Source organism: Williamsia sp. DF01-3, assembly GCF_023051145.1.
GTDB lineage: Bacteria > Actinomycetota > Actinomycetes > Mycobacteriales > Mycobacteriaceae > Williamsia.
Map to the genome: position 1 here is coordinate 654,553 of NZ_JALKFS010000005.1, position 18,088 is coordinate 672,640.

At 65.1% G+C, this 18,088-nt stretch carries 16 protein-coding genes and 2 pseudogenes; 10 read left to right on the top strand and 8 right to left on the bottom strand.

Features of this window, described 5'->3' with window-relative positions; all coding sequences use genetic code 11:
* The first annotated feature begins 41 nt into the window (after positions 1-41).
* On the top strand, positions 42-488 hold the full coding sequence (locus MVA47_RS05035) for a hypothetical protein (protein WP_247206934.1): 447 nt from the start codon (positions 42-44) through the stop codon (positions 486-488).
* A 106-nt stretch (positions 489-594) separates the two neighbouring features.
* Here MVA47_RS05035 and MVA47_RS05040 read toward each other — a convergent pair whose 3' ends face one another.
* The 5 genes from MVA47_RS05040 to MVA47_RS26960 form a co-directional block, all read right to left on the bottom strand.
* Positions 595-2,727 carry an Hsp70 family protein gene (locus MVA47_RS05040; RefSeq protein WP_247206935.1) on the bottom strand — a complete coding sequence of 711 codons (2,133 nt, stop codon included), beginning with the start codon at positions 2,725-2,727 and terminating at the stop codon, positions 595-597.
* A gap of 168 nt (positions 2,728-2,895) precedes the next feature.
* On the bottom strand, positions 2,896-3,276 hold the full coding sequence (locus tag MVA47_RS05045) for a hypothetical protein (protein ID WP_247206936.1): 381 nt from the start codon (positions 3,274-3,276) through the stop codon (positions 2,896-2,898).
* A 30-nt stretch (positions 3,277-3,306) separates the two neighbouring features.
* Complete coding sequence (locus MVA47_RS05050) at positions 3,307-3,711, bottom strand: hypothetical protein (protein WP_247206937.1); 405 nt, start codon at positions 3,709-3,711, stop codon at positions 3,307-3,309.
* A gap of 146 nt (positions 3,712-3,857) precedes the next feature.
* On the bottom strand, positions 3,858-4,229 hold the full coding sequence (locus MVA47_RS26955) for an MBL fold metallo-hydrolase (RefSeq protein WP_308280490.1): 372 nt from the start codon (positions 4,227-4,229) through the stop codon (positions 3,858-3,860).
* Complete coding sequence (locus MVA47_RS26960) at positions 4,226-4,594, bottom strand: MBL fold metallo-hydrolase (RefSeq protein WP_308280491.1); 369 nt, start codon at positions 4,592-4,594, stop codon at positions 4,226-4,228. Before MVA47_RS26960 ends, MVA47_RS26955 begins: the two co-directional genes overlap by 4 nt.
* A 315-nt stretch (positions 4,595-4,909) precedes the next feature.
* On the opposite strand from MVA47_RS26960, the gene MVA47_RS05060 reads away from it, so the two are divergent.
* Complete coding sequence (locus MVA47_RS05060; RefSeq protein ID WP_247206938.1) at positions 4,910-6,013, top strand: glycosyltransferase; 1,104 nt, start codon at positions 4,910-4,912, stop codon at positions 6,011-6,013.
* A 78-nt stretch (positions 6,014-6,091) separates the two neighbouring features.
* Here MVA47_RS05060 and MVA47_RS05065 read toward each other — a convergent pair whose 3' ends face one another.
* Both MVA47_RS05065 and MVA47_RS05070 read right to left on the bottom strand, forming a co-directional pair.
* Positions 6,092-7,528: a GTPase gene (locus tag MVA47_RS05065; protein WP_247206939.1), complete on the bottom strand. Its 1,437-nt coding sequence runs from the start codon at positions 7,526-7,528 to the stop codon at positions 6,092-6,094.
* Positions 7,525-9,441 (bottom strand): dynamin family protein, encoded by a 1,917-nt coding sequence (locus MVA47_RS05070; protein ID WP_247206940.1) that lies wholly within the window; start codon positions 9,439-9,441, stop codon positions 7,525-7,527. The genes MVA47_RS05065 and MVA47_RS05070 overlap by 4 nt, the downstream gene beginning before the upstream one ends.
* A gap of 107 nt (positions 9,442-9,548) precedes the next feature.
* On the opposite strand from MVA47_RS05070, the gene MVA47_RS05075 reads away from it, so the two are divergent.
* Together MVA47_RS05075 and MVA47_RS05080 are read left to right on the top strand one after the other, a co-directional pair.
* On the top strand, positions 9,549-10,064 hold the full coding sequence (locus tag MVA47_RS05075; RefSeq protein ID WP_247210596.1) for an RNA polymerase sigma factor: 516 nt from the start codon (positions 9,549-9,551) through the stop codon (positions 10,062-10,064).
* Positions 10,057-10,548: a nuclear transport factor 2 family protein gene (locus MVA47_RS05080; protein WP_247206941.1), complete on the top strand. Its 492-nt coding sequence runs from the start codon at positions 10,057-10,059 to the stop codon at positions 10,546-10,548. Before MVA47_RS05075 ends, MVA47_RS05080 begins: the two co-directional genes overlap by 8 nt.
* Before the next feature lie 78 nt (positions 10,549-10,626).
* On the opposite strand, the gene MVA47_RS05085 is transcribed toward MVA47_RS05080, so the two are convergent.
* Positions 10,627-10,944 carry a hypothetical protein gene (locus tag MVA47_RS05085; RefSeq protein ID WP_247206942.1) on the bottom strand — a complete coding sequence of 106 codons (318 nt, stop codon included), beginning with the start codon at positions 10,942-10,944 and terminating at the stop codon, positions 10,627-10,629.
* A 169-nt stretch (positions 10,945-11,113) separates the two neighbouring features.
* Between MVA47_RS05085 and glf the strand changes: the two genes are divergently transcribed.
* The 6 genes and pseudogenes from glf (at position 11,114) to zomB (ending at position 17,979) form a co-directional block, all read left to right on the top strand.
* Positions 11,114-12,388: a UDP-galactopyranose mutase gene (glf, locus tag MVA47_RS05090; protein WP_247206943.1), complete on the top strand. Its 1,275-nt coding sequence runs from the start codon at positions 11,114-11,116 to the stop codon at positions 12,386-12,388.
* Positions 12,385-13,446, top strand: a pseudogene (locus MVA47_RS05095) (glycosyltransferase family 2 protein); the annotation flags it as partial. The gene glf and the pseudogene MVA47_RS05095, both read left to right, overlap by 4 nt.
* An 857-nt stretch (positions 13,447-14,303) precedes the next feature.
* Positions 14,304-14,465 (top strand): annotated as a pseudogene (locus MVA47_RS05100) (hypothetical protein); the annotation flags it as partial.
* Positions 14,446-15,039 carry a phosphatase PAP2 family protein gene (locus MVA47_RS05105; RefSeq protein WP_247206944.1) on the top strand — a complete coding sequence of 198 codons (594 nt, stop codon included), beginning with the start codon at positions 14,446-14,448 and terminating at the stop codon, positions 15,037-15,039. The pseudogene MVA47_RS05100 and the gene MVA47_RS05105, both read left to right, overlap by 20 nt.
* Positions 15,036-15,962, top strand: a complete 927-nt coding sequence (locus tag MVA47_RS05110; RefSeq protein WP_247206945.1) for a decaprenyl-phosphate phosphoribosyltransferase — start codon at positions 15,036-15,038, stop codon at positions 15,960-15,962. Before MVA47_RS05105 ends, MVA47_RS05110 begins: the two co-directional genes overlap by 4 nt.
* A complete protein-coding gene (zomB, locus tag MVA47_RS05115; RefSeq protein ID WP_247206946.1) occupies positions 15,949-17,979 on the top strand; it encodes a flagellar motor control protein ZomB in 2,031 nt (676 codons plus the stop codon). The genes MVA47_RS05110 and zomB overlap by 14 nt, the downstream gene beginning before the upstream one ends.
* Positions 17,980-18,088: the final 109 nt, after the last annotated feature.

Below are 18,088 nucleotides of genomic sequence, written 5' to 3' on the forward strand. Positions count from 1 at the left end.
CGCTGCGTTTCGGCAGCCGCGCAAACGGGCATCCGGTGTCCATGAGTATTGAAGACGGTCCTGGCGACACCCTGAGCCCAAGCGAGAGCCTTGACTCCGACGACCTCAAGAACCACGGCGACGACGATGTCGTGGATCCCCCAGAGCATTGGGCGGAAGCGGACAAGTTCGGCACCACGCACAGCGAGGAACGTGAAGGCGAGTCCCTCGATGAGCGCATCGCCGAAGAGGTCCCGGACGTGCAGCCCGAGGAACAGCCGGAGATACCCGTCGCAGCCGCTCCCGACGACGAGCTGACCGAGAAGCTGGTCGACGAGGTGATCGATGATCAGGGACCCGACGACGATGTCCTCGCCGACGGAGTGCAGGAACTCGAGACCGACGACGGCCTGATCGTTCACGACGGCAGCTCGCGGGTGCAGAGCAGAGGTCAGCAGGGTGAATCATTCCCCGACGACGGCGATTCGCTGTTCCAGGAAGTCGACTGAACCCCACGTTTTTCTTCTCGAACAAGCAGTCCGCCCGCCGGCAATGCCGACGGGCGGACTGTTTTCTGTTGGCATGCTTTGGACTCGGTACCGGGCTCGAGCCGACTCAGCAGAGACAGATCCCGGCCGACTGCAGCCACGCGGTGAAAGCCGCCTGATCAGGACTGGTGGTCACCCACCAGGTCACCGTCGAGTTGGCCTCGGAGTACACGAAGTACCCGGTGCCGCCGTTGTCCATCGCGGCGAAGTACGCATATGTGGTGCCGCCCTCGAAAGGCCGGGAGAACATCTCCGAGGAGTTGCCTTCGGAGTACTCCTTGTCGGCTATCGCCTTGATGTTCTTGTCGGACGACTCGATGATGACGATGTTCTCGGCGCGTACCGCTCCGGTTCCGTCGGCCACGACGGCGGCCGCCGGCTCGCAGACGATCGCTGCCAACGCGTAGTCCGGCCGCGACTTCTCCCCGCATGTGGTGATGTCGACGAGATCGGTGTTCGCATCGGCCAGCGCCTGATCGTCGGTGTCGAGCGACGTTGCCGCAGTGGAGGTCTCGGTGGTCGGCTGGGTGCGCCGAGTGGTTGTTGTCGTTGTTGTCGTCGACGTCGTGGAGGACTGGCCCGGTTGTGCTTTCGGGTCGTCGTCGCCTCCCGAACTCGCCAGGGCCACACCGAGGATGACCACCACCAGGACAACAACCACGGCTGCGATGGCGGCGATGGCAATGTTCCGGTTGCGGTTGGGATTCGGCGGCGTGGCCGCCGTGGCCCCGCCGTACGGAGGCTGACCACCGCCGGATCCGTACAACGGACCCGAATTCTGCTGGCCGGCAGGACCGTACGGCGACCCCTGGCCGAACGAGGCCTGCCCGTATGCAGCTTCTTGGCCGTAGGTACCGGCCTGCCCGGCCGCGTAGGGGCCGGCTCCTGCACCGTCGTAGGGGTTCTGGGCGTAACCACCGGATTGCGCGGCCGGGGCGCCCCACGACGGCGGCGGTTCGATTCCCGAGGGAATCGGTGCCTGTTGGGTGGGTGGGAACTCCGGGGTGGACGGGGTCGATGGGGGAGGCTCAGGTGATTTCGACAGGGGGACCGGGACAACGGGCGGTATCGGTGCGCCGGACGAAGCTGAAGCCGCTCCCTCTTGTTGTCCGACAACGGATTCCAGGGCACCGAGGGCCACGACGGTCTTCGGGTTGTCGAGTGTGGCGACGGTGCCGAGCTCGCCGAGTCGTTGGTGCACCAGGGGCACCCGGGATGATCCGCCGGTGAGATAGATCCGGACGTCGCGGCCGGCTCCGGCCCGGGCCAGGGTGCGGGAGGTCAACTCCACCATGGCATCGACGTTCTGTGAGATGAGCTGTTCGAACTCGCCCCTGGTGAGTTCGAGGGTGGCGTCGTGGCCACCCGCGCTGATGTTGATGACGGCCCGAGGCGACTCCGAGAGCAATTCCTTGGCCCGTCGGATGTTGTCGTCGACCGCTCGCTTGGTGGACAGATTGGCACCCGTGCGCAGGTACTCCAGCAATTCGGGGTTCCGTGAGGTGAGTTGCTTGTCCACCCAACGCCGGATCATCGCATCGAGGTTCTTGCCACCCAGGCCGTTGTTGCCGTCGTGGGCAACGAGGTCGATGGGTCCGGCGCCGCCCGCGGCTCCCGCACCGAGCTTCACCACCGCCACATCGCATGTCCCGCCGCCGTAGTCGACGACCACAACCGTGGTCGAGCCTGCGTCGGCGGCATCGCCGATCGCACTGGTGTAGTGGGCGATGGCCGCGCGTGGCTCGGAGATCAGCGTGACCGCGGATCGATCGAAGCCGATCAATTCGGCAGCGCGGGTGAGGATGTCGATCTCCTCGGGTGACCACGCCACGGGGTGGGTGAGGATCAACCGCGCCGGCCTGGTGCCACCGCGCCTCTCCGACGCACGTGTCAGGGCCGAATTGAGCACGGCGGCAATGAGATTCTCCAACGGAAGATCCAGATTGCCGACCGGAACGGTTCCGGCGTTGATGTGCCGCTTGGGATGGGTGATGAAAGCGGCCGGGTTGTTGCCGGCCTGATTGACCGCGGCCTCGCCGACCACGATGTTGCGGTAGGAGTCTGCGTAGACCGACGACGACATGATGTCGCTGTTGTGCGAGAGCGGCACCACCTGCGGCGCGCCGTGCCCGGGTTCGTAGGCGGCCGCCGCTGTGTTGGACGTGCCGAAGTCGATTGCCAGCCACCATTGGTTCGACATCGGTGATGGGTCCTTCCGGTTTCAGAATTCAGTGTGGGGAGTGACGATTGGGACAGCGGACTCGGCCACCGTCAACCTAGTTGATCACCGGGCTGACGGCGGCCGATTGTCCTGCTGTCGAATGACCGACGAATGCGGTCCGGGTTGAGGCGGGGCGTTGGGTGCTCGTCAGAGCACCGTGAACCCGTCGGGGATACCGTTTTGATCAGAGTCGGTGACCGACAGGTCGTGCACACCGTCTTGGTCCAGGTCGGCGAAGACGGTGTCCGCCGTCCCGTCCTGGTCGAGGTCGGACAGGCTCGTCTCGCTGAACCCGTCACCGTCGGTGTCGTACGCGATGGTCTCGGCCTCCCCGTCCTCGGTGAAGTCCTGGACGATCGTGTCGCCTACGTTGTCGCCGTCGGTGTCGAGCAGCGCGGACTCGGAGTAGCCGTTTCCGTCGAAGTCGGCTGTTTCGACGACGTAGGGCGGTTCGACGACGTCGGAGTGCCCGCTGTGCTCGGCCGGGGGATCCTTCGGGGACGGCTCGGGGTGGACCGAATCAGACATGGTTCACAACTCCTGTGATCGTTCGTGGATCTAAAGAGCGCTGGTGTCAGGCGTCTCGACGGTGGAGGGGTCCACCTCGGTCCACTCGTCGGTGGTGATGTCGTGGGTGTAGACGGCGTCCACCTCACCGTCCTGGTTCTCGTCGACAAAGGCCACGTCGTGGACACCGTCGACGTCCTCGTCGAGGAAGACCGTGTCGACCTCGCCATCCTCGTCGGTGTCGGAGACTGCGGTCTCGTGGTGCTTGTCGCCGTCGGTGTCGAAGGCGATGGTCTCCGGCTCGCCGTTCTGGTCGTAATCCTGGATGAGTGCGTCGCCGGAACCGTCGGCGTCTACATCGACCAGGGCGGACTCGACCACTCCGTCGCCGTCGATGTCGAAGACCTCGAGGACGGTGGCGTCTTCGGCGATTTCGGGGATGCTGTTGTCGGACATCGGGTTCTCCTTGTGTGCGGGGTGGGCGCAGGCCGTGGTGGCTTTGCTGTGTTGTGAATAGGAGAAACCCGGTGGCGTGAATGTTCCGGTTGTTCGGAGAAAATCTCAGGAAGATTTTGCTGCCCGGTGGATCGAGTCGCGAGAACTCAGTGCGGACCGCGCGAGAGGGCGAGGTCGGCGGCCGCCTCGATGCCATCTTTCCAGGGCTCGCCGTGTCCTGGCAGCACCACCGATGCGTGCGTATCGGCGAGTCTTTTGACCGAACCCAGGGCGCGACCACTGTCTGCCGTCGCGGCACCGGCAACGATCTGTGGTCCGGTCTGGGCGGTGTACGGATCGAGCGTGACGAGCGCGTCGCCGGCGATCAGGGCATCGCGGTCGGGGAAGTGCAGAGCGATGTGACCGACGGTGTGGCCCGGCGTCGGGATGACCACCGGAGCCCCGGGTAGCACCTGGTCGGTGGTGATCGCAGTCGGATTCAGTACTCCCCGAACCATCAGTGCCCCGGCCATGGTCATCCGCCCGAGCGGGGGATGGATGCCGGATACCGAAGCGGGTAGAGCAGCCGCGTCTTCTCGTGCTGGTAGCGGTAGGGATGCCGGGCGAGCCGTTCGTCGTCGGTGTGCACCCACACCGGCACATTCCATTCCTTCTGCGCCCGACGTGCGGTGCCCACGTGGTCGAAATGCGCATGGGTGAGCACAATTCCCTCGACCGAGTCGGGCGTGCGGCCCAGTTCGTCGAGGGCTGAGATCAGGTGCGGCCACACCCGGGGCAACCCGGAATCCACGATCAGCACCCGATCGTCGTACTCCACGAGGTACAGATTCGTGGAGGCGTAGGTCAACATGTGGATGCCCGGGGCGACATCTTTGCTCAGCACAGTGCTGCTCCGATCAGAAGTGGTTCTTCAGGGCGTCTCGCGCACGGTCGAGCATCGAGGCGAACGAACACCCGACAGGGAATCGATTGCCTCGTGGCCGTTTCCGATGTTCGAGGTCATGGTTCGGGCATCTCCTGCCGATGTGGGTCGGGCGGCTGTCGACGGGTTACCCGACCTGCCCAGCCCCAAACCGCGCGGGTCCGGCGAAGGCCTCTGTCCATCGGCTGCACCGAGGTCATCAGAGTTCACGTTTTGTTGAGTCCGCGTTCGATCGGCGGATGCATCAAGCTCTTCTGCTCGCGACACAGTCCGAGGATGCGAGTGGTGCAGGTCGCGAACTTCTACGGCCCCCGGTCCGGGGGCCTTCGGACTGCGGTGGATCAGCTCGGGGCCGGGTACTGCGCGGCAGGGCACGACGTGACGCTGATCGTTCCGGGACCACTGCACACCGAGGAGAAGTTGGCGACCGGAGTCGTGCGGATCACCGTCCCAGCTCCCAGGGTTGCGTTCACCGGGGGATATCGGGTGGCGCGGATGCGGCCCGTGGTCGATGTTGCCGCCGCCATGCGACCCGACGCCATCGAGGTGTCCGACCGGTTGACGCTGCGTGGGCTCGGGCAATGGGCTCGGCGCCGAGATGTCGCCAGCGCGATGATCTCCCACGAACGCCTCGACCGCATGCTCGGTCAGGTGATGCCTGCGCAGGCCGCGCGGAGGCTGGCCGACGTGGCAAACCGCCGCACCGCGCAGTCGTACGACACGGTGGTGTGCACCACCGAGTTCGCCCGCGAAGAGTTCGACCGGATCGGCGCGAGCAATGTCAGGCGAGTGCCGCTCGGCGTGGATCTGCGGACCTTTCATCCCAATCGGCGTGACGCCGGGACTCGCGCTCGGTGGGCGAGGACGGATCAGCCGCTCTTGGTCCACTGCGGCCGATTGTCGGTCGAGAAGCACGTGGACGGGAGCATCGACGCGCTTGCCGTGTTGCGCGACAACGGAGTCGACGCCCGGTTGGTGATAGCGGGGGACGGGCCGATGCGAGGTCGGCTCGAACGCCGCGCCGCCGGTCTGCCCGTCGAGTTCACGGGGTTCATCACCGACCAGCTGGCCCTCGCCCGGCTGCTGGCGTCCGCGGATGTGGCACTGGCCCCGGGACCGCACGAGACCTTCGGATTGTCGGCGCTCGAATCCCTTGCCTCGGGGACACCGGCAGTCGTCTCCGCCACGTCGGCCCTCGCCGAGGTCCTCGACCGAGAGTGCGGATTCGTGGCAGAGAACTCGCCCGAGGGTTTCGCCGACGGCATCGGTGATGTGTTGTCCCGGCCCGAGGTCCCCCGCCGAGAGGCCGCCCGGCGGCGTGCCGAAGACTTCGGGTGGCCGCGGGCGGTCCGCGAGATGCTTGCGGCGCTGGCGGCGTGACCGGGCGCTGACGGCGACGGTCGTCGCCGGTACGCAAACTCTCACGCGCGGTCCAGCGTAGTCCGTCTGAAGGGCCGATCAGATCGCGCGACGCATCATCGAGTAGGTGCGCAAGAGCACGGCCACCGCCTGCTCCTCGGCCGCGGACCCGCCCATGAGGCCCGCCTCGTGGACCTTGCGAAGGCGTCGATCCAGCTCGCCCGCAACGGTATTGCGATCAGCGGTGGGTGGCAGACCGATACGCCCCGCGATACCCGAGCCGATCAGGATCTGCCGTAACTCGCCGACCCAGGGTGACTCAGGGTCCGATCGGGTCAGGGCGTGCATCGCCTTGAACTCGGCCATGGTGTGTGCCTGGGGGGTCTGTCGAACCTGACGCAGGTACGACCGGATCTGCCCGCCTGCAGGATGCGTCAACGCCAGATGCTCGATCTCGGTGCACGCCCGCACAGCTCGCGTGATGAGCACCGACCGGGTGAGATCGAGTTCGATGTTCGCCCGGAGCTCGTCGACGCCCGAACGCTGCTGCAGCCATGAGTTGACCGCGTGGGCGCCGCGCGGGGCGAGTTTTCTGGCGTGCCGTAAGCCGTACTCACCCAGCAGGTCCAGCAGTCTGTCGCGTTCGGTGTCGGTGCCGATGGAGGGGGTCTCTGCTTCCAGCCAGAGCTCGAGCGCCGTGTCGGAGAGCCCGGCCAGTGCCGCCAGCGCGTCGGCATCGGCTTCGGTGAATTGGCCGGTCTGCGCCGTCTGCGCCAACAGTCCGGCGACGGGCTGCACCGTCAGCAGGCTCGCCGACATCGATTCGGCGATCACGGCGGACTGTGCTCGTGCCGCGTCGATGGGATCGACGTCGCCGAATGCGCCCTCGCCCAGGGTGTCCGCCTTGGCCAGGGCCCCGATCGTGTTGACCGCCGAGAAACCCAGCTCGCGCAAAAACTGCACTTCGTCGGCGCGCGGCGTCGCGTCGAACAGGAAGATCGCCGCGTCGGCGTTCACCGACGCGTCGCGGGTCTGCCCGAACCCGTCGATCAGTGCGCGGCGGGTGGCGTGCTCGTTGCCGGTGGTGATGGTCGCCAGTCCGGGGGTGTCGATCAGCACCATGTTGCGCAGCAGTCGGCTCGGCAGGAACCGGTCGAGATAGGCGACCTCATCTGTCGGACAACCCAATTCGGTGGGTCTGCCGTCGACCAGCCGGACGGTGTGCCGGGCGCCGCCGACCTTCACCGCCTCGGCGCGCGCCGGCGCACCGTCCTGGTACACCGCAACGACCTTGGTGCACTCGGTGGCCGCGGTGTCGGCCACCAGGTCGCCGATCAGGGCATTGACGAGTGTGGACTTGCCGGCCTTCACCCGCCCGGCGACCACCACACGCGGAGGCGCCCAGAGGGTGTCGCGGATCTGTGCGGTGCTGCGAGCCAGAGGACGGTCGATACGCGCGATCTCTGCCAGTGCCGCTGTGAGCTGATCACGGAGAGCATGCGGCCGGGTCCGTCGCCCTTCGTGGGGCCGGCTCACGGGGTGTCACCGATGGAGGCCGACTCTGTGCCGAGCACCGGGTCCTTCCCGAGAGCCACATGCTCGCCGAGGTCCACTTCGCTGCGTCGGGCATCGGCTTTGAGCCCGGTGATGGCGGCGTCCAATTGTTCGATGAGAGAGACGATCTCGGTGAGACGACGGGTCAGGCCGCGCACCCTCTTGTCGCGGGTTGCCTTGTCTTCCTTTGCCGCTTCGGCCCCGGCGTTGATCTGCTCGGTGATCTCATCGGTCTGGGCACGCAGGTGACGGCGGTAGGCCACCACGATCTCCGGGCGCGCGGTCGCGACGGTTCGGTCGATCACACGCAGAGTCGATTTGTTGGCGAGCGACAGTGTTTCGCGCAGCCAGGTGATGAGGTGCTGGCGTCCGTTGCGCATGGCGCGGTAGCCCAGGTTCACCGACAACCAGACACCTCCGGCCACGAGCCCGATCGGCAGCACGGCCGCCATCGCGAGGCTGCCGAAGATCGCGCCGCCGACCATTCCGCCGGTCAGCAGATTGGCCCCCATGAAGCCCATCATCATGGCGCTGGGATCCACGACGTCTTTCCACTTCCGTTGCACCTCTGGGGAATTGATGTCCTCGGCGACCAGCGCGCTCGCAACGGTGTCCATGATGTCCTCCCAGTGCTCGTCGTTGCCGAACAGCCGGGAGACGATGTCGTGTAGCGAGGTCGCGAAGGTGTCGAATGCCCGCGCCGACGCGGCTTGCAGGTCGGACATGATGGCGGCGGTGAACACCTGTGGTTGCTTGCGCAGGATGCGCCACCCCTCGCCGTTGATCCGTGCGCTCCAGTCCTCCTTGATCTTGTTGAAATCGGCGTCGAGTACGGCCACAGCCCGCTGACGCGCGAGGGTGATGTCGCGGGAGAGGTGCTGGTCCCACTCGGTGCCGTGCTCGCGAAGCGCCTTGAGCTGGGCCTTCTTCTCATTCAGGTCGTCGAGTGCGGTCGAATTGCCCTGCACCACAGCGATCTCGGTGTCGAGGCGGGTCTTCATCCGATGCATGCCGCTCAGGCAGACCTGCAGTCCGTCGAGTTGCGGCGCGATCTCGGCATTGTCCAGCAAGCCGGTGATGGCGTCCCGCAGCGCGGGTATGCCCGAGGCCGTGAGGATCTCCCCGCGGGTGCCCGCAGATTCGGTCAACGCAGCGAGCGCGCGCACCCCGGACACCCCGATCACCTGGACATCGCGACCGAGTTTGCTGCGGACTATCGCCCTGTTCTCCTCGGCGATGGTTCGCCAGTTGCGGCGGTTCTTGTCGATTTTCGTCATCGCCACCACGACCGAACCGGAGGTCTCGGTCGCGGTTCTGAGGAACTCGATCTCCGGTGCCGTCAGGGGAGCGGCGCTGTCACACACCATCACGATCGCCCCGGCACGGCGCGCGGCGGTCAGTGCCAGGCGCGCGTGCCGTGGGTCCAGCCCGCCGGCGCCGGGTGTGTCCACCAGGGTGAGACCGGGAAGGTGCAACGGGTCGACGGCAACCAAAGCTTCGGTGGGCAACGCCTCGATCGTGGGGTCGAGCACGTGGCGGCCACCCATCGTCACCCACTCCGCGAGCTGGTCGACCGGGATCACCTGGTCGGAATCGCCGTAGACCAGGCGGGCGGTGCCGGCCGCAAGTGTGTCGTCAGGTGGCGAGAACCACACGCTCGCGCTGGTGGTGATGTCGACACCGACGGGTGCGAGGTCGGCCCGGCCGATGAGCGAGTTCACCAGGGTGCTCTTGCCCCGCTTCACCTCACCGACGAAGACCACCGCAGCCGCCGAGTCCGCGGCGTGGAAGCGGGCCTGTGCCAACTCGGCGGCCTTCGTCTGTCCGTACTTGCGCAGCGTCTCGGTCGCAGCGGCCAGGGCTTCGGCCGCGTGGGCGGTGGCACCTGCGTTCACGGTCACTCCAGATTCGATCGAGTAAAAGGGTCAGTCGATGGATCGGTTTCGCTGCCGATAACTCTGCCGTATCCCGGGGTGTCTGCGACATTTATCAAGTGACCGACATGAGCGAGCGTGACCTGGTACTACGCAGTCAAGAAGGCGACCAGGCGGCTTTCGGTGAACTCGTCACCCGCAACCGCGACCAGATCTGGGCCGTCTGCCTACGGATCACCGCCAACCGACACGACGCCGAGGACGCCCTGCAGGACGCGCTGATCGCTGCCTGGCAGAACATCGGCAAGTTCCGCGGCGACTCGAAGTTCACCAGCTGGATGTACCGGATCGCCGCGAACGCCGCGCTCGCGGTGATCCGCAAGCGTCTCGACACCTCCGCAGACGGTCCACCGGAGTTCGAGTCGCCTGCGCCCCGGATCGATGCCCAGGTGACCGACGTCGACCGGGTCCGCACCGCGCTGGCCGCGTTGCCGCTGGAGTTCCGCGAGGCAATCGTGTTGCGCGAGTTCGGCGATCTCTCATATCAGGAAATAGCCGACCAGCAGGGGGTGGGCGTGCAGACTGTGAAGAGCCGGATCAACCGGGCTCGCGCCAAACTGCTGGAGATTCTGCAAGATGCCTGAGGCAATCCCCGCCACGATCGACACCATTCCCGCCACCGCCGACCCCGAGGATGCTCTCAACCGCTTCGCGTTCGGTCTCGACGCCGCCGACCGAGGTCTGCTCGAGTCGGCGTTCACCGACGACGTCTTGTTCGACGTCAGCCGGGTCGGCGACGAGGACAGTGGATTCCCCCCGATCGAGGGCCGCGAGGCGGTGGTCGGGATGTTGCTGATGTCGATGGGTCCTCTCGACACCATGCATGCGCTGTCGAATTTCCGGGTTCGCGTAGACGGTGACCGTGCCGTCCTGAACTGTTACGCGATGGCCCAACATTTCCGCCCAGGAGAAGGGCCATCACGGCACACCACCGATCAGGTGATGATGGGCAACAAATACGACGCCGAGCTCGTCCGTGACGGCGACATCTGGCGGATCAAGCGCCTGACCATCGTCACAGTGTGGTCGCAGGGCAACCCTGACGTCCTGATCGACCACCTGCGCTAGCCCGTCCCTTTCCGATGTTGTGCCCTTGTGGCGGGCTCGACCTGGGGTTTTGGTCGCCAGAAGGGCACAACATCGGGTTCACAGGGTCAGGTCGTCGCCCGCGGAGTAGTCGTCGGCGAGGTCGGGGCCGATGGAGAAGTCGGTCGCATCGCCGTTGATGTCGGCGTCGTCGGTCTGGAAGACGTCGTCATGGGAGTCGACATCGCCGCCATCGACACCGGCAACGAGATCGCCCTCGGTGGAGCTGTCGTCGTTGTCGGGCACGAGTTCGTCGAAACCGGAACCGTCGTGGTCGAAGGCGGCTTCGAGACTCTGGTCGAAGACCGCCGGGTCAACCGCGTCGTCGGCGGCGATCTGCGAAAAGATGTCGCTGAGCGGGTCGTTTGGGCTGGTCACGGTACTTCTCCTCGGTCGTGGGTGCCGCTGCGCGGGCGGCGCGCGGCATGTTGGTCGGAGATAGGAGGGCCGTGGACCCCGGAATGTTCCCCAGAACACCCGCTTTGTTGTCCGTGCGTCGCCCGTGGCGGGTCGGCGCTGCGGGGCCGGTCCGTTACGCTGAACACCCGTGACCCCCGACAGCTCCAGTTCCGATACCACCTCAGGCTACGACCTCATCATCGTCGGATCGGGCTTCTACGGACTGACCATCGCCGAGCGCGCCGCGACCCAGCTGGGCAAACGCGTCCTGGTTCTCGATCGTCGCTCGCACATCGGCGGCAACGCGTACTCCGAGCCCGAACCCACCACCGGTATCGAAATCCACAAATACGGTGCCCACCTGTTCCACACCTCGAACAAGAAGGTGTGGGACTACGTCAACAAGTTCACCGACTTCACCGGGTATCAGCACCGCGTCTTCGCGATGTACCAGGGGCAGGCCTACCAGTTCCCGATGGGTCTCGGCCTGGTGTCGCAGTTCTTCGGGCGGTACTTCACGCCGGACGAGGCGCGAGCCCTGATCGCCGAGCAGTCCAGCGAGATCGAGACCGAGAAGGCCGCGAATCTCGAAGAGAAGGCCATCAGCCTCATCGGCCGCCCGCTCTACGAAGCGTTCGTCAAGCACTACACGGCAAAGCAGTGGCAGACCGATCCCACCGAGCTGCCGGCGGCGAACATCGCGCGCTTGCCGGTGCGGTACACGTTCGACAACCGCTACTTCAACGACACCTACGAGGGACTTCCGGTCGACGGGTACACCGCGTGGCTCGAGAACATGGCCGCCGACGCCAACATCGAGGTCCGGCTGAACACGGACTGGTTCGATGTGCGCGACGAGCTGCGGGCACAGAGCCCCGACGCGCCTGTGGTGTACACCGGCCCGCTGGACCGCTACTTCGACTTCGTCGATGGCGAGCTGGGATGGCGCACACTCGATTTCGAGACCGAGGTCCTCGAGACCGGTGACTTCCAGGGCACCCCGGTGATGAACTACAACGATGCCGACGTGCCGTACACGCGGATCCATGAGTTCCGTCACTTCCACCCCGAACGTGAGTACCCGGCCGACAAGACGGTCATCATGCGGGAGTTCAGCCGGTTCGCCGAGAGTGGCGACGAGCCCTACTATCCGATCAACACCCCCGAGGACCGCGAGAAGCTGAACGCCTACCGGGCCCGGGCCAAACGCGAGACCGCGTCGAACAAGGTGCTGTTCGGTGGCCGGCTCGGCACCTACCAGTACCTGGACATGCACATGGCCATCGCGAGCGCACTGACGATGTACGAGAACACGTTGGCACCGCATCTCGAAACCGGTGCGCCGCTGGCGGAGACGCAGCCAGAGGCGGAGCCGGGCTCCACCAAGGCCGGCTCGACCCCACCGGAGAGGCGTAACTCTTGACAGTCACCACTGCAGCCGAGCAATCACAGAATCCGCAGACGTACGACGCAGCCAAGAACCTGCTGCAGCGTGTCATCCTGCCGCGCCAAGGCGAGCCACTCGACGTGCGTTCGCTGTACCTGGTGGAAGCCACGAGCAATGCGCGTCGGGCACACGCGCCCACCCGCACATCGGTGGTGCTCGGGGCCGAGACCGAGGTGAGCTTCGAGACCTACTTCAACGCCTTCGCCGCCTCGTACTGGCGTCGGTGGACTGTCCTGAAGTCGGTGGTGCTGCGGATCGAGCTCGTCGGCAAGTGCCGAGTGGACGTCTATCGCTCCAAGGTCGACGGTTCGCGTATCGCAGTCGACGGCAACCTGGTGCCCGTCGACGAGAACGGCAAGGGCGCCATCGAGTTCGAGGTCGGACTCGAGCCGTTCGAAGACGGTGGATGGATCTGGTTCGACGTCACCACGGACACCGACGTCGAGGTGACGTCGGCCGGCTGGTACGCACCGATCGATCCTCCCGTCGGCCCGGACACCAAGCGCGTCACGGTCGGTATCCCCACCTTCAACCGCCCCACCGATGCGGTCAATGCACTGCGGGCCCTGACCTCCGACCCGTTGGTCGACGAGGTCATCGATGCGGTGATGATGCCGGACCAGGGGACCAAACTCGTCACCGAAGAGGCCGGATTCGCCGAGGCCGCAGCAGCATTGGGCGACCGGCTCCACATGTTCAAGCAGGGAAATCTCGGTGGCTCGGGCGGCTACTCGCGCATCATGTACGAGGCCCTCAAACTGACCGACAGTCCGTACATCCTCTACATGGACGACGACATCAGCATCGAGCCCGACTCGATCCTGCGTGCTCTGGCGATGTCCCGATTCGCCAAGTCGCCCATGCTCGTCGGTGGACAGATGCTCAATCTGCAGGACCGCAGCCATCTGCACTGCATGGGTGAGGTGATCAACCACGACACCTTCATGTGGACCAGCGCGCCCTACGTCGAGTACGACCACGACTTCGCGCAATACCCGCTGCGCGACCGCAGGCACTCCAAGAACCTGCACCGTCCAACACACTGCAACGTACAGCTGATGATCCCTGGAGCGCCGCCAGGCGCCCCCCCCCCCCCCTCCCCCCCCCCCCCCCCCCCCCCCCCCCCCCCCCCCCCCCCCCCCCCCCCCCCCCCCCCCCCCCCCCCTCTCCCTTTCTCTTCCCCTCTTCTCTCTCCCCCCCCCCCCCTTCTTCTTTTTTTCTTTCTTTCTTCTCTTCTTTCTTTTTCCCTTTTTTTTTTTTATGGAGCAGTGCCAGTGTTGGAGCCACAGCATGGTTTTAAAATGGTCAGCAGGTTAGCAGAGCCATGTTAGCGCGACAGTGTGCTTAAGCTGTGGGTCAGGAGCATGTAAGGCTGGCTGGTGCAGCGGGTTTGCTGTTAGTCAGCAGGCATGGCAAGAGCTGGGTGCTACAGTAGCTGGAGCAGCAAGGAAGGAAGGAAGAGTTTTGTGATGTGTGCTTTAGGCAAGGTGGGAGCAGTGGCATGTGCTGCTGGGACAGTGTGGTGTAGCTATGTGTGCATGCTTCACCTTCTCTCTCCCCCCCCCAGTCATTTTTTTCCTTCTTTCTTTTTCTCTTTCTCTCTCTTTTTCTTCCCTTTTTTTTTTTTTTTTTTTTTTCCCCCCCCCCCCCCCCCCCCCCCCCCCCAATACACACCTGTAATCCCACTCAACCCAAGTACAATGATTCTGTTCATTTGAACTGCTACCATAACACGTCACCAATCAGTTCCGGCTTCATCCCTTGCCATCCATGCGCCTGCAGGCCGGCCCCATTCCGTTCATGCCGGTGAATCGCCAGAGTTCAGCTCTCAACGCGCCCGACGGGCCACCACGGTTCATCATCCCAGCATCGGCCGGAGGCGGCGCCCATCAAGCAACGTGACCGCGACAAGATGGTTGCGCTGGCAAAGGAATCAGCTGCCCTGGTTCGCGAGCTGAAGGCCCGGTTCCCCGAGATGCGGGAGACGTACCGATCCGCTCAGGCCGACCTGGTCAGCAAAGAGAGCTGGGAACGTGTCTTCGGAATCGACTGATACGTATCCCGCGGCGTTCGCGCCGGTGAGTGGCGAGACCAAAGTCCTTGTGGCCGTACAGAATGTGTTCGTGGACAAGCCGGGTGCCGTGGCTTCGGCACGTGCACTGTCGCATTTCGGTGAACACTCACTGGGCTGGCTTGCCGTCGCGGGCACAGGTGCTGCCATCGCGCAGTTCCGCGGCGACGAACGTGGTCGGAACCTGTGGGTGGCTGCGGGTGTCGGAGCCTTCGGTGCCCACGCCGCCTCGGTGGTACTCAAACGCATCGTCAGGCGCAAGCGCCCCGATCATGCCGACGTGAGGATCGGGGTCGGAACTCCCAGCAAGTTGAGCTTCCCGTCCAGCCACGCCACATCGACCACCGCCGCGGCCATCCTCATCGGTCGCGCCGCCGGATTACCTCCTGCCGCGCTACCCGCCGCGCTGGTCCCGCCGATGCTGTTGTCGCGGTTGGTGCTCGGCGTGCACTACCCGACCGACGTCATCGGGGGCGCGTTGATCGGTGCCGCCTGCGCCGCCGCGGTCGGTGCCGGTGAAAGACAGACGAGAACAGAGAGCCGAGGAATGTTGTGAGCGAGGAGCCGATCGAGCACGACGTGGTGCGCGGCCCGCCGAAGAATCTGGCGACCGGTCTGGTGAAGGCTGTCCGCCCACGGCAATGGGTCAAGAACGTCCTGGTCCTGGCTGCGCCGGTGGCAGCCGGAGCGGTCGACGAACCCGACATCCTGGGCCGGACGGCCATCGCCTTCGTCGCGTTCTGCCTGGTCGCCTCGTGCATCTACCTCGTCAACGACGCCCTGGACGTCGAGGCCGACCGCAATCACCCCACCAAGCGCTTCCGTCCGATCGCTGCCGGCGTGGTCCCGGTCAATCTGGCGTTTGTGCTCGCCATCGTGCTCGGTGTCGCGTCGATCGCGATCTCGTTCCTGGCAAACTGGCAGCTCGCGGTGGTCATCGGCATCTACATGGCCATTCAGCTCGCCTACTGCTTCGGCCTCAAACACGAACCCGTCATCGACATCTGCATCGTCTCGTCGGGCTTTCTGCTCCGTGCGGTCGCGGGTGGCGTGGCCGCCGATCTCCCCAACGGTCTGTCCAAGTGGTTCCTGCTGGTGATGACCTTCGGTTCGCTGTTCATGGCGGCAGGTAAGAGGTACGCCGAACTGCAGCTCGCCGAACGGACCGGCGCGAAGATCCGCAAGAGCCTCGAGTACTACACCACCACCTACCTGCGCTTCGTCTGGACATTGTCCGCAACCGCGGTGGTGCTCTGCTACGGCATGTGGGCCTTCGACACGGACGGCGGCCACGACGACAACGTCTGGTACGCCCTGTCCATGGTGCCTTTCACCATCGCCATCCTGCGGTACGCAGTGGACGTCGACGGTGGTCAAGCGGGCGAACCCGAAGAAATTGCGCTCGGCGATCGTGTTCTCCAGCTGCTGGCAATCGCGTGGATAGTATGCGTGGGTGTCGCGGTCTATGCCATCAGCTGAACGGCGGCCATCACCTGAACACCGGCCAGCAGTTGAGAATCGGCCGGTAGCTGACCCACGCGTGCTCGGCCGCACTGTCAATCCGGCCACCGTTTCGCTGTGGATCAGCGCTGTCGTGGTGGGTGCGATCTTCGGTTACGGCGCATGGCAGCGCCGGTGGATCGCCGACGACGGTCTCATCGTCTTGCGCACCGTCCGGAACCTGTTGGCCGGGAACGGACCCGTCTTCAACGAGGGGGAGCGTGTCGAGGCCAACACGTCGACGGTGTGGACGTACCTGATCTGGTTCTGGAGCTGGATCACCGACGCCCAGACCGAGTACGTCGTGTTGTGGATTGCCCTGGTCCTCTCCATATCGGCCGTCCCGATCGCCATGTACGGCACCGGACGGCTCTATCGCATCCGTAAGGGTTCCGGTCCGATCAACCCCGGCTGGACGTTGCTGCTGCCTCTCGGAGCGCTGGTCTACATCACGCTTCCGCCTGCGCGTGACTTCGCCACCAGCGGCCTCGAGGTTTCCCTCTGTATCTTCTGGGCCGCGGTGCTGTGGTGCCAGCTGATCGCCTGGAGTCAGCGGCCCACCCCAGATCGCGGCATCCTTCAGGTACGCAAACAGATGGTCACCACCCTGTTGCTCGGATTCAACGCCGGTCTGGCCCCCCTCATCAGGCCCGAACTGACCGTCGTCGGCGGATTGGCGTTGCTGCTGGTGGTGTGTGCTCCGATGACGTGGCGGATGCGCTTGGCGTTTGCCGCCGCTGCGGCGGTGGTTCCGGTGGGCTACCAGATCTTCCGCATGGGTTACTACGGACTTCTCGTTCCCAACACTGCCGTGGCCAAAGATGCCTCCGGCTCGAAGTACGAACAAGGCCTCAAGTACCTGGGCAACATGTTCAGTCCTTATGCACTGTTGCTGCCGCTGGTGGTCGCGGTGGTCGCGGCCGGTCTCGCCTGGTACCTGCAGGCCCATCGGGTCCAGGTGCCGGACTCCGGAACACGTTCGGGCAGAGTCGATCTGATGAAGGGATCGGCCGAGTCGGGCTGGCGTGAGCGCGCCACCGGCTGGAGTCGGCGGCTGCAGACCCCGACCGCGGTGGTCGCACTGATGCTCGTCTCCGGATTGCTCGAAAGTTTCTACTGGGTACGCCAGGGCGGCGACTTCATGCATGCCCGGGTGCTGCTGGTCCCGCTGTTTCTACTGATGCTCCCGGTGATGGTGATCCCGATCGCGCTGCCTGCAGGCCTCGGACGTGATCACCTCGCCGGTTGGGTCGGCACGGTGGTGATGGCCGGACTGTGGATCACCACGGTGGTCTGGGCGATTTCCACCTCGCAGGTGGCGGGGATGAAGAACGGCACCGAGATCGGTAGGCAGGGCATCGTCGACGAGCGACGCTTTTATATACAGAACATCGGGGTGGAGCACCCCGTCACGGCTGCCGACTACCTCAATTATCCGCGTATCCGCGCGATGGTCGAGGAGATCGCGGAGCACAGCGACACCGGCGGGGTGTTGCTGGCGTCGCCGAACTACGACGAGTGGTATTTCGACCCGCTACCCGTCCCGCCACCCCCCGGAGTCCCGAAACAGCTCACGGTCTTCTACCTGAACCTCGGTATGACGAGCATGAACGCGCCGCTCGATGTGCGGGTGACCGACCCGATGGGCCTGTCGTACCCGATCGCGGCGCACACGGACCGGCTTCCCGACGGCCGGATCGGACACGACAAAGACCTCGAGGACGAATGGGTGATCGCTGAGTCCGGTGCGTGGTCAAGGTATCCGGTGTTGCCGGCGAACCTCGATGCCGACGCCGTGCAGCAGGCGAAGGTCGCACTGACGTGCAAACCCACCCAGGACCTCATCGCCTCGTACTCTCAGCCGTGGTCGTTCGCCCGCTTCAAGCACAACCTGCGTCAGGCGGCCGGTTTCACCTCCTACCGAATCGATCGGATACCCGAGTACGAACTGCAGCGGTGCAAACTGCCCATCCCGCCACCGCTCTACCCCCGGTAGGAATCCCACATGCTGTGCAATCGCCCACATCAGTCTGAGAGTTTCCTGAGAAAGCGGGAGCAAGACGGCTGCTGGCGGACCGAGCCCGCGAAACCACAAAAGCCAAGGT